Here is an 11,954-nt window from a genome sequence, read left to right as displayed (position 1 = left end):
CCGCCAAAGGCGCTGGCGGGCTGATATCCCGAACGGATGCGGACAAGCGGACTTCGCTCTCGGTTGCTGTCTGCCATCGAATGTGAGAAATCGCTGGAGTACCTCATGACGTATGTCGTGACCGACAATTGCATACGCTGCAAATATACTGATTGCGTGGAAGTGTGCCCGGTGGACTGCTTCTACGAAGGCGAGAATTTCCTGGTCATTCATCCCGACGAGTGCATCGACTGCGGCGTCTGCGAACCGGAATGTCCGGCAGGAGCCATCAAGCCCGATACCGAGCCGGGCCTCGACGCGTGGCTGAAAGTCAATGCCGAATTCGCGACCCAGTGGCCGAACATCACCGTCAAGAAAGACGAGATGCCGGAAGCCAAGGAAATGGACGGCGTTGAAGGCAAGTACGAGAAATATTTTTCGCCCGAGCCCGGCAAGGGCGATTGACCTTCAAGGGCTTTGTGCGACCGGTTCAGGGTGTGATTTTCCGGTCGAAAAAAGTGGCGAAATTTGGGGAATTGTGGCTTAACCATGTCCGTGCCGGACGGGTTGACCTTGCCTCCCGTTGTAAAGCAAATTATTGATTTAGGCAGTTTTTTATGATAGGGTCGAAAAACTGATCCACATCACGGCACGTACGTGTGCCTGAAAACCATCACGAAAGCAAAAGAGTCCCACGGCGCGGCTGACCCCAAATACGCAACGTCTGTTGCTTGTGTGTGATCGCCCCGCAGAAGATCGATTTGGTGACCGTTGGCTCGGATCAGCATGGAGTCACCCGACGGTGCCCCCGTCCATCCCGGGCCTGACTGACCCGGCCCCGGCTTGCAGCCGGGAGCGTAACAGGGAGTTTTTGAAACGAATGACGACCCAGCAGAAAAAATCTTCAACACGCCATGGCTTCAAGACCGGTGAATCGATCGTTTACCCGGCCCATGGTGTTGGACAGATCGTGGCAATCGAAGAGCAGGTGGTTGCGGGCATGTCGCTCGAACTGTTTGTGATCGATTTCGAAAAGGACAAGATGCGCCTCAAGGTGCCGGTTGCAAAGGCCGTCAGCATCGGCATGCGCAAGCTGTCCGAAACCGATTTCGTCGAGCGTGCATTGAAGGTTGTCCAGGGCAGGGCGCGCGTCAAGCGGACCATGTGGTCCCGCCGCGCGCAGGAATATGATGCCAAGATCAATTCCGGCGACCTGATCTCGATCGCCGAGGTCGTACGCGACCTCTACCGTGCTGAAAACCAGCCGGAGCAGTCCTATTCCGAACGTCAGCTCTACGAAGCTGCGCTTGACCGCATGGCGCGCGAGATCGCAGCCGTGAACAAGATGTCGGAAACGGAAGCTGTCCGTCTCGTCGAAGCCAACCTCAGCAAGGGTCCGAAGCGCGGCAAGGCCCTCGAAGAAGACGAAGCGCAGGAAGAAGCAGCGTAAGCACGCTTCAACGGCCGGCGCCCACATTCAAAAAGCCCTGTCAGCAATGACGGGGCTTTTTTTGTCCGCGCCACGCCCTTGGCGATGCCATATCTGTCTGTCGCAGATCGTTGTATTCTGGCTGCGTGGCGACGCTGTTGCGTCATCGTTATACAGGCCGGAATGTCCCATGAGCTACACGTTCGCAATCGGTGATATCCATGGCTGCTGCGAACCGTTGCGCAAGCTCCAGGCCATGATCGAGGCTCGCTGGGCTTCAGGAACCATCGTGTATATCGGAGACTATATCGATCGGGGCCCCGACAGCCGGGGCGTGATCGATCTGCTCAAGGCTGGCCCGGCAAAACCAGGCTGGCGATGGATCATGCTCAAGGGCAATCATGAGGACATGATGGTTGGCGCCTATGCGGGCCGCTATGATCGGAATTGGTGGCTCGACAATGGCGGGTTGGAGACCGAGCTGTCCTATAATGGCAGGGTGCCGACTGAGGATCTGGCATGGGCCGAGCGGCTGCCACTCATGCTTCTGGACACACACCGAATCTTCGTCCATGCGGGCGTCGATCCCGATGTCCCGCTCGACAAACAATCGCCGCAGGACCTGCTCTGGCTGCGGCCGCAAACGTCAGCGTACTACTGGGGCAAACACCTTTGCCATGGACATACGCCGTCCAGAGCCAATCCTCGGACCATCGGTAACAGAACGAATATCGACAGCGGCTGTGTCTTTGGCGGCAAGCTGACCTGCGCGGTCTTCGACGATGATGTGGCCGGTGGCCCGCTTGAGTTCCTTAAAGCGGGATGGTGAGCGCTCCGCGGACCTCATGAACACGGGCGACTCCTACTGCATAATTCCTTAAATCGGAATCGATTTAAGGATAAAATTATGCAGCAGATCAAAGTTTTACAGCGACCTTGGTGTGTCTTAAAAGACGCGCGGTGCTGTAGCGCCATCGTGCTATGCTGTCGGCGAGGCGTCCTGTTGCGATCTGCCGGCGCGGCAGGGCGAAACCATGACCGGCACTGGAGGAGAAAATGACAGGTACCGTTTCTCTACATCCGCTACTCGACAAGGGCTTGCCCACGGGCTCGCCGGGCTTTACAGGCGGGACTCTCGTCTGCGAATGCGCAGACCGACCCGTCAAGGTCAAGGTGGAAGGCGACGTCGCCCATAACCATGCCTGCGGCTGCACGAAATGCTGGAAACCGGCCGGTGCGACGTTTTCGATCGTTGCTGTCGTTCCGCATGACAAGATCACCGTTCTTGAAAACGGCGACAAGCTCGAAGTGGTCGATAAATCGGCGCTGATCCAGCGGCACGCCTGCCAGGGCTGCGGTGTGCACATGTACGGCCCGGTGGTGCGCGAGCATCCTTTCCAGGGACTGGATTTCATTCACCCCGAACGGTTCGACAAGGATGGCTGGGCACCGCCCGGATTCGCCGCCTTCGTCTCGTCCATCATCGAATCCGGCACCGATCCGGCCGATATGAGCGCTATCCGCCAGCGCCTCAGCGACCTCGGCCTGCCACCCTCCGATTGCCTGTCGCCGGGGCTGATGGACTACATCGCCACCTGGACGGCCAAGAAGAGCGGTGTCCTGCAATCCTGATGGCCTGCCGGACGACCTGTGAGAAATGAAAGAGGGCGCCGCGATCTCCATCGCAGCGCCCTCTTTCCTGTTCAGCGTGAAGCTGCCGCTTATGCGGCGCCGCGCGACTTTTCAAAACGCTTGCGGTCGTTGCTATCGAGATAGATCTTGCGCAGGCGGATGTTCTTCGGCGTCACTTCAACCAGTTCGTCGTCCTGGATCCAGGAAAGCGCGCGGTCGAGCGTCATACGGATCGGCGGGGTCAGCTTGACGGCCTCGTCCTTGCCGGAGGCGCGCATGTTGGTGAGCTTCTTGCCCTTCAGCACGTTCACTTCCAGATCGTTGTCGCGCGTATGGATGCCGATGATCATGCCGGCATAGACCTTCTCGCCGGCGTCGATGATCATCGGGCCGCGGTCTTCCAGGTTGAACATGGCATAAGCGACGGATTCGCCGGCATCATTGGAGAGCAGAACGCCCTGTACACGGCCGCCGATATCGCCCTTGTAAGGCTGGTAGTCGTGGAACAAGCGGTTCATGATCGCCGTGCCGCGCGTGTCGGTCAGAAGTTCCGACTGGTAGCCGATCAGGCCGCGTGTCGGTGCGAAGAACTTCAGACGAACGCGATTACCGCCAGAGGGACGAAGCTCGGACATCTCGGCCTTACGCTCGGACATCTTCTGGACGACGACGCCGGAATATTCTTCGTCGACGTCGATCACGACTTCTTCGATCGGCTCCAGCATCTGGCCCGTTGCTTCGTCCTTGTGCATGACGACGCGCGGACGCGAAACGGCAAGCTCGAAGCCTTCGCGGCGCATGGTTTCGATCAGAACGGCGAGCTGCAATTCGCCGCGACCGGAAACGAAGAACGAATCCTTCTCGGAGGATTCTTCGATCTTCAGCGCGACGTTGCCTTCTGCTTCCTTGAACAGGCGATCGCGGATGACACGCGAGGTGACTTTGTCACCTTCGGTGCCGGCGAGCGGACTATCGTTGACGATGAAGGACATGGTAACGGTCGGCGGGTCGATCGGCTGCGCCTTCATCGCCTCGGTTACGGACGGATCGCAGAACGTGTCGGCAACCGTGCCCTTGGAAAGGCCGGCGATCGCGACGATGTCGCCCGCATGCGCTTCCTCGATCGCCGTGCGCTCGATACCGCGGAACGCGAGAATCTTGGAGATACGGCCGTTTTCGATCAGCTTGCCGTCCTGGCCGAGAACCTTCACCGCCTGGTTCGGCTTGATCGAACCGGATGCGATACGGCCGGTGATGATGCGGCCGAGGAAGGGGTTGGCTTCGAGGATGGTGCCGATCAGGCGGAACGGACCTTCTTCGACGGTCGGCTCCGGAACATGTTCCAGAACGAGGTCCAGCAGCGGCGCGAGGCCTGCGTCCTTCGGGCCTTCCGGGTTGACGTTCATCCAGCCATCGCGGCCCGAACCGTAGAGGATCGGGAAGTCGAGCTGTTCGTCGGTCGCGTCGAGATTGGCGAAGAGGTCGAAGACTTCGTTGATGACTTCCTCGTGGCGGCCATCCGGGCGGTCGATCTTGTTGATCGCGACGATCGGACGAAGGCCGACTTTCAGCGCCTTCGAGACCACGAACTTGGTCTGCGGCATCGGGCCTTCCGAGGAGTCGACCAGGACGATTGCGCCATCGACCATCGACAGGATGCGCTCGACTTCACCGCCGAAGTCGGCGTGGCCGGGAGTGTCGACGATGTTGATGCGCGTGCCCTTCCACTCGATCGAGGTCGCCTTGGCGAGAATGGTGATGCCGCGCTCTTTTTCGAGCTCGTTCGAGTCCATCATGCGCTCGGTCGTGCGCTGGTTGTCGCGGAAGGAACCCGACTGCTTCAGAAGTTCGTCGACAAGCGTGGTTTTCCCATGGTCAACGTGTGCGATGATCGCGATGTTGCGCATTTTCATGTGTGAATACTCGGAGGTTTCGGGGCGTATCTGAGGAACGCCGCATCTACAATTGCGCGGCTCATACAGGTTTTTTTGCATTTGCGAAAGGGGGCAGGCGGCAAAGTCTTGATGATCGGTGAATCCGCAAAGCACGCTATACGCTGTTTCCCGCCGGATCGAGCGTGACCCGCCACAACTCCTGATCCTCCCGGTCCATCAGCCTGACCGTCATCTGTTCGGTCTGGCCGTTGATATCGACGAGGCCGAAGAATTGCAGGCCGGCCGAAGGCGGCAGGTTCTGGTCGATGCCGGTGCCGGAGGCCTTGACGAAGCGCACTTCGGGGCCAAAGGTCATGTCCAGTTCTTTCGGCCCATAGGTGCCGGAATGCAGCGGGCCGGAGACGAACTCCCAGAAGGGCAGGAAATCCTTGAAGGCGCCGCGGGCGGGGTCGTAGTGGTGGGCTGCGGTATAGTGCACGTCGGCGGTCAGCCAGACGATGTTCTCTATGGCATTGTCGCGGATGAAGCGTAGGACATCGGCGAATTCCCGCTCGCGCCCGCTGGGCTGGCCGTTGTCGCCATTGGCGATCGCGTCTGAGCCGCGGCGATGGGCGTAGTCGTCCCAGACGACAAGGCCGAGCGGCATGTCGCAGGCAATCACCTTCCAGGTGGCCTTGGAGGCGGCCAGTTCCCGCTTCAGCCAGTCCACTTGGCGCCAGCCGAAGAGATCGGCCTTCGCGTCGCCCTGGTTGGCGCCGCGATAGGAGCGCAGGTCGACGAAGAAGACTTCGAGCAGCCGGCCATAGGGGATTTTGCGGAAGATGCGTCCCGGTTGGGCCGGAATGGAGCGGATCGGCGTCATGTCCTGGAAGGCGCGCATGGCGCGCGCCGCGTAGACCGAGACATCCTTTTCCGGATAGCGCGGATCGTCGCGAAGGTCGGTCGATGCCGACCAGTTGTTCAGCACCTCGTGGTCGTCCCACTGATAGAAGGTTGGACAAACGGCGTTCATGGCGCGGACGTGCTCGTCGAGAAGATTGTATTTCCACTGGCCGCGATATTCGTCCAGCGTTCGTGCCACCTCCCGTTTCTCGGGCGTGACAATGCGGTTCTTCCACAGTGTCCCGTCCCTGAGCGGTATCTCGTCGGGGATCGGATTGTCCGCATAGATCGTATCGCCGGAATGGATGAAGAAGTCCGGTTCGTGCAGCTTCATCGTCGAATAGGTCTTCATGCCGACATCGTCGATGCCCCAGCCCTGTCCGGCCGTGTCACCGGACCAGACGAAGCGGACGGAACGCCTATCAAGCGGCGCGGTGCGGAAGCGGCCGACGATCGGCTCGGAGACGCTGTTGCTGTCGTAAAGGTCGGCCGCGGTGAAGCGGTAGAAGATGTCTTGATCGGGCAGCAGGTTGTCGAGCAGGCACTTTGCGGCGAAATCGCTGTTCGGCAGAGCGTCGATCGACGGCAGTCGTACAGGCGATGTAAAGCTCTCGGTCGTCGAATACTCGACAGCAATGCGCGATGGGCGATCCACCCGAGTCCAGATCATGCCGGACTTGGTATCGACATCGCCAGACTGGACGCCGTGGGTGAAGGAAGGCCTGCCGAAGTTTCGCGCATAGAAGGGCTTGGCAAGAACCGACGTGGCCGCAAAGCCTGCCGCCCCCGCAGAAAGCAGAAAGGAGCGGCGGGTCAGAGTATCCTGGATAGTCGCCAAATCTGTCTCCGATACCATCTCGGGAATCACTTGATTCCCGAGGCGGACCTTTGGTGAAACAGATGTCAGCTGCTTTACAGTTGGATGAATCTATTCCAACGGTTTGGCGACAGTTCCATGACTGACGCGTATCAAGCGTCGGAGCCGGACAGTTCCTCCATCATTGCCAGCCCCTTTTTCCTCAGCATTGCCTCCGGACTCGGGAGTTTGCCGCGGAAGGCCTTGTAGGCATCTTCCGGATCGATGGCGCCGCCGACGGAATAGATGTTGTCCTTCAGCTTTTTCGCCGTTTCTCGATCGAAGGCATCACCCGTTTCCTCGAAGGCTGCGAAGGCATCGGCGTCGAGCACTTCCGACCACATGTAGGAATAGTAGCCGGCCGAGTAGCCGTCGCCGGAAAAGACGTGCTGGAAATGCGGCGTCGCGTGGCGCATGACGATCGAGGCCGGCATACCGATCTTTTCCAAGACCTCCGCCTGCACCGCCATCGGATCCGCGACCGTGCCCTGCGTATGAAACGCCATATCCACCAGCGCCGAGGAGGTGAACTCGACGGTGGCGAAGCCTGAATTGAAGGTGCGGGCGGCGAGGACCTTGTCGAGCAATTGCTGCGGCATCGGCTCACCGGTTGCCTCGTGCACGGCATATTTCTTCAAGATCGCTGGGACCGTCAGCCAATGTTCGTAAAGCTGCGAGGGCAGTTCGACGAAGTCGCGCGAGACGCTGGTGCCGGAAACGGAGGGATAGGTCACATCCGACAGCATGCCGTGCAGGGCGTGGCCGAATTCGTGAAATAAGGTGCGGGCATCGTCGAGCGACAGCAGGGCGGGCTTGCCGTCCGCCGGCTTGGCGAAATTGCAGACATTGTAGATGATCGGTAGCTCGCCGATCGCGCCGCTCTTCAGCGGCAGGCGATGTTGGGACTGGAAGGAACTCATCCAGGCGCCGGAGCGCTTCGAGGCGCGGGCGAAATAATCGCCGAGGAACAACGCAACGAGCTTGCCGTCCGCGTCGCGGATGTCGAACACCCGGACATCCGGATGATATCCTCTGACGCCCTTCTTCTCCGTTGCCGTGATGCCGAACAGCCGCTGCGCCACGTCGAAGCAAGCGTCGATGATCTTTTCGAGCTGCAGGTAGGGTTTGAGCTCGCTTTCGGAGAAGTTGAATTTCTGCGCCCGCAGTTTTTCGGCGTAGTGGCGCCAGTCCCAGGGCATGACCGGGTGGTTGCGGCCCTCCGCCGCGATCAACGCGGTAAGATCGGCCTCTTCTTCCCGCGCTCGAACGACCGCCTTTTCCCAGACCTGGGTAAGAAGCCCGTTCACAGCCTCCGGCGTCTTGGCCATCGTATTGTCGAGCTTCAGCGCCGCATAGTTTTCGTAGCCGAGCAGCTGTGCCTTTTCGGCGCGCAGGGCCAGCGTTTCGCGGATGATGTCGCGATTGTCGGTCCCGCCGCCATTGGCACCGCGGGCGACCCAGGCCTTGAAGGCCTGTTCGCGCAGGTCACGCTTTTCGGAAAAGGTCAGGAACGGCTCGATGATCGAGCGCGACAGGGTGACGGCATATTCGCCGTTCTCGCCACGATCGCTCGCGGCGGCGGCCATGGAATCTCTCAGGAACTGGGGCAGGCCCGCGAGATCGCCTTCATTGTCGAGAACCAGCGCCCAGCTTTTCTCGTCCGCCAGCACGTTCTGCCCGAACTTCGCACCGAGGCTTGCGAGCGTCTCGTTGATCGCCGCCAACCGCTCCTGCTCGGCCTTCGGCAGTTTCGCGCCCGATTTGACGAAACCCTTCCAGTGCCGCTCGAGGACGCGCGTCGCCTCAAGGTCGAGCCCCAGCTTGTCGCGGCCTTCCCACAGCGCGTCGATGCGGGCAAAAAGTGCTGCGTTCATGCCGATCTTCGAATAGTGCCGCGACATCTTTGGCGCGATATCGCGCTCCAGCGCCTGGATCGCGTCGTTGGTATGGGCACCGGCGCGGTTCCAGAACAGTGAGGAGACGCGCGACAGCCGGTCGCCCGCGATCTCCAGCGCCACGATGGTGTTTTCGAAGGTCGGCGCATCGGCATCATCGGCGATGGCATCGATCTCCGCCTGATGCTCGGCAAGCGCTACGTCGAATGCCGGCGCAAAATCGCCATCGCTGACCGCCTCGAAGCGGGGCAGGCCATCCGGGCCATTCCAGTCGGTGATGGCGGGGTTCAGCGCGGGGCTCGAAGTCATGGGGTCAGTCCTTTCGCATTCCGATTTTTCCCACCGAAGATGGCGGGTGCTGCCTGATCTTGTCGGCAGCGATTGTGGAAATATCAAGATTGTCAGGTGGGCGTGTGCCGGCTCCGGATCAAGCCTTGCGGACGCCCAGTAGCCCCGGCGCCGCATGCCAGATCGCCTGCACGGCAAAGCCCATGAACAGCACGCCCGAAAGCCGGACGATGGCTAGTTCGTGTCTGCGATAGAAACGCCGCACGACGGACGCGCCGATGATGCCGATCAGGATAGCGTAGGCGACGAGAAATCCGAGGACGGACACGGCGAGCAGCGCCGGCAAGGCGTGGAAATCCAGTACATTCGAGGAGCTGGCAAGCAGGGCCGTAAACGTGGCAAGCGCCACTGGATATCCCTTGGGGTTGGTGAGGCCGAAAATGAGGCCGCGGCGATAAGGCCGTTCGACGGTGAGCAAGGGCCGGTTTTCGCCGCGGGGCTTCGCCCGGAGCGCCGTCCAGCCGATCCAGGCGAGATAGAAGCCGCAGAGCAGACCGAGAATATCGAAGATCGTGCTGCCGACAGTCTTGGCACCGACGATCGCCACCAGCGCCAGCGCCGACCAGAGAAGATCGCCCGCCAGATGGCCGCCCATGAACAGTGCGCCCGCCGTGCGGCCCTGACCGGCGCCGATGCCGAGCAGGGCAAGAAAGGCTGGGCCGGGAATGAGCACGTAGAACAGTGCCGCCAAAAAGGCGCCGAAGAGCAGGGCCTGCGTCATGGAATCTCCTTGCGCGTGGAATGCCATTCCACCTTGCGTTGTCGATTCCGTCAAGATGGGGCAGGGCTTTTGAGGGCCCTGCCGCGCCGGGTAATTCGAACTACTTCGCTTCGGTCGCCTTCATGGCATTGTCGAGATGCTTGGCGCAGTCGTCGGTCTTGCCGTCCTTCATGGCCATCTTGGCGCTGTCGACTTCCTTCATCGCCATCATCATCGCGTCCTTCTTCATCGGATCGGTCATGCCCTTGGCCATTTCCTCGGTCTTCATGATCGAAGCCTCGTCGCAGGCCATCATGCCCTGAGCGAAGGCCGGGGCCGACAGGCAGGAAACGAGGACCGTGGCGGCAAGAATTGTCTTCAACATTTTCTCTCTCCCAGAGAACACGGGGCGTGGTTGCCCCAAGACGGACTGTGCGCCCGCCATGCGAACACGTTCAATTCACGCGTTCGCGATGCACGCCGTTGTTATCTGGCGTGCCTGTCTGTGATATTTCCGTGATCTGTCCATTCCTGTTGTCGCGCATGCTCAGATGCGTCCCCGGGGCCAAACTTGTCGCCTTCGTCGCAAGATGCTAAGTAAAACTTACGATAAACGGTGCCACGAGTTCTTATGCCCGTCAGATTAGAAAGCGATACGATCGGTATGTTGCTGACCGATGTGTCGCGGCTTTTGCGCGGCGCCTTCGACCGGCGCATCGCAGCGTCCGGCCTCGGCGTGACACCGGGAGAGGCCCGCGCGCTGATCCAGGTCGCGGCCACCGAAGGCATCAAGCAGGCGGATATCGCGATCCGGATGGGCATCGAACCGATGACGCTCTCGACCTATCTCGATCGGCTTGAAGGACTTGGGCTCGTCGAGCGGGTTCCCGACCCCTGCGACCGGCGGGCCAAGAACGTGGTTGTCACAGCCAGGGCGGATCTGCTGCTCCTCAATATCCGCAAGGAAGTGCGCGCGCTGATGGACCAGGTAACGGCTGGCCTGGACGCCGATGGTCGCGAGGCATTGCGGCTGAGCCTCAAGGGCTTGCGCGAGAACCTGCATCTGCTGGATCGTTGCGGGTCCGCCGACAAGAAGGGTATTGCCGAATGAGCGTCCGGATGAGCGAGCGCCGCACCAGCATGCTCGGCGCATTGCTGGCGACCCTTGGACCGATCTCCATGTCGATCTACACGCCGGCCATGCCGGAGTTGGTGCAGGCCTTCGGCACCACGGAATCGATGATCAAGCTGACACTCTCCGTCTATTTTGGCGGTTTTTCCATCGCGCAACTCGTTGCCGGGCCGATGTCGGATGCCTTTGGCCGCAAAAACGCGACGCTGGCGTTCGTCGGCATCAACCTCCTGGGCAGCCTCGTCTGCGCCTTCGCACCATCCGTGGAATGGCTGCTCGCCGGCCGGCTGGTCCAGGGTATCGGCGCTTCGGTCGGCATCACCGTCGCCCGCGCCGTCGTCCGGGACCAGTTCACCGGCGTCGAAGCATCGCGCATCATGAACCTGATCGGCATCATGCTGGCAATCGGCCCCGCCATGGCGCCGACGCTCGGCGGGCTGGCGCTGGCCGCCTTCGGCTGGCAGGCGATCTTCTTCCTCCTGATCGGGTTCAGCTTGCTGGTCGCTGGCGCCGTCATTGCCTTCATGCGTGAAACCAGCGTCCCCGATCGATCTCGCGCCCGACCGTCGAGGCTGCTTGCCGCCTATGGCGAACTGGTCTCCCACTGGCGGTTCCTCCTTGGGGCGCTGGTTCTCGGAGGGTCGATTGGAACGCTCTATGCGCAGGCGACGATGCTGCCATTCATCCTGATCGAGCGTGTCGGGATGACGCCGACCGCCTTCGGGATCGGCATGCTGGGGCAAACGGTGCCTTATTTCCTCGGATCGGTCTGCCTGCGGCTGGTGTCGCCTCGGCTCGGTGGTGAGGGTTCTGTTCGCGCCGGCCTCGTCTCGCTCGGGCTTGCCGGCCTGCTGGCGGGGCTCTCCGTGCAGCTGGTCGAGCCGAGCTATGTCTCGATCATGGTGCCGGTTGGGTTCCTGAGTTTCGGCATCGCATTCCTCACGCCCCACATGACGACGGCGACCCTGCTCCCCTTTCCGCATATCGCGGGCTCCGCCTCGGCAATGCTGGGCTTCATCCAGATGGGTTGCGGCTTCCTCGGCGGCTTCGCGGCGGCGCTGATCGGCATTCCGCTCACGGCGTTCGGGATCATCATCCCGGCGATGACCCTGACGGCGATCGCAAGCTATTGCCTGTTCCTGCACGTCACCCGGCGGACTGTCATGGCGGAAACGGCGGCCGGCGAATAGAAACAATAAAAAGGCC

At 60.9% G+C, this 11,954-nt stretch carries 11 protein-coding genes; 6 read left to right on the top strand and 5 right to left on the bottom strand.

What is annotated here, in order from left to right; all coding sequences use genetic code 11:
• Window positions 1–105 precede the first annotated feature (105 nt).
• From fdxA to gfa, 4 genes are all read left to right on the top strand, one after another.
• The gene (fdxA, locus tag WI754_RS03750) at window positions 106–444 is read left to right on the top strand and encodes a ferredoxin FdxA (protein ID WP_349436299.1); all 339 of its coding nucleotides are present in this window, start codon (window positions 106–108) and stop codon (window positions 442–444) included.
• 415 nt (window positions 445–859) lie between these two features.
• Window positions 860–1,429: a CarD family transcriptional regulator gene (locus tag WI754_RS03745; RefSeq protein WP_037129806.1), complete on the top strand. Its 570-nt coding sequence runs from the start codon at window positions 860–862 to the stop codon at window positions 1,427–1,429.
• A 169-nt stretch (window positions 1,430–1,598) separates the two neighbouring features.
• The gene (locus WI754_RS03740) at window positions 1,599–2,237 is read left to right on the top strand and encodes a metallophosphoesterase family protein (RefSeq protein ID WP_349436298.1); all 639 of its coding nucleotides are present in this window, start codon (window positions 1,599–1,601) and stop codon (window positions 2,235–2,237) included.
• A 227-nt stretch (window positions 2,238–2,464) separates the two neighbouring features.
• On the top strand, window positions 2,465–3,040 hold the full coding sequence (gene gfa / locus WI754_RS03735; RefSeq protein ID WP_349436296.1) for an S-(hydroxymethyl)glutathione synthase: 576 nt from the start codon (window positions 2,465–2,467) through the stop codon (window positions 3,038–3,040).
• Window positions 3,041–3,129: 89 nt separating this feature from the next.
• Here the strand turns inward: gfa and typA are convergent, their stop codons facing one another.
• The 5 genes from typA to WI754_RS03710 form a co-directional block, all read right to left on the bottom strand.
• Entirely contained in the window at window positions 3,130–4,953 is a 1,824-nt protein-coding gene (typA, locus tag WI754_RS03730) for a translational GTPase TypA (RefSeq protein ID WP_349436295.1), read from the bottom strand.
• A gap of 136 nt (window positions 4,954–5,089) precedes the next feature.
• Window positions 5,090–6,655 carry an alkaline phosphatase gene (locus tag WI754_RS03725; protein WP_349436294.1) on the bottom strand — a complete coding sequence of 522 codons (1,566 nt, stop codon included), beginning with the start codon at window positions 6,653–6,655 and terminating at the stop codon, window positions 5,090–5,092.
• 131 nt (window positions 6,656–6,786) lie between these two features.
• A complete protein-coding gene (locus WI754_RS03720) occupies window positions 6,787–8,877 on the bottom strand; it encodes a M3 family metallopeptidase (RefSeq protein WP_349436293.1) in 2,091 nt (696 codons plus the stop codon).
• Between the two features lie 118 nt (window positions 8,878–8,995).
• Window positions 8,996–9,637, bottom strand: coding sequence for a LysE family translocator (locus WI754_RS03715; protein ID WP_349436292.1), 642 nt, complete (start codon window positions 9,635–9,637; stop codon window positions 8,996–8,998).
• A 100-nt stretch (window positions 9,638–9,737) separates the two neighbouring features.
• Window positions 9,738–10,001, bottom strand: coding sequence for a hypothetical protein (locus WI754_RS03710; RefSeq protein WP_349436291.1), 264 nt, complete (start codon window positions 9,999–10,001; stop codon window positions 9,738–9,740).
• A gap of 246 nt (window positions 10,002–10,247) precedes the next feature.
• On the opposite strand from WI754_RS03710, the gene WI754_RS03705 reads away from it, so the two are divergent.
• Window positions 10,248–10,727, top strand: coding sequence for a MarR family transcriptional regulator (locus tag WI754_RS03705; protein WP_349436290.1), 480 nt, complete (start codon window positions 10,248–10,250; stop codon window positions 10,725–10,727).
• Window positions 10,724–11,938 (top strand): multidrug effflux MFS transporter, encoded by a 1,215-nt coding sequence (locus WI754_RS03700; RefSeq protein WP_349436289.1) that lies wholly within the window; start codon window positions 10,724–10,726, stop codon window positions 11,936–11,938. The genes WI754_RS03705 and WI754_RS03700 overlap by 4 nt, the downstream gene beginning before the upstream one ends.
• Window positions 11,939–11,954 lie beyond the last annotated feature (16 nt).

Source organism: Pararhizobium sp. A13, assembly GCF_040126305.1.
Taxonomy (GTDB): domain Bacteria; phylum Pseudomonadota; class Alphaproteobacteria; order Rhizobiales; family Rhizobiaceae; genus Pararhizobium.
This window is presented reverse-complemented; position numbering and strand designations above follow the sequence as displayed.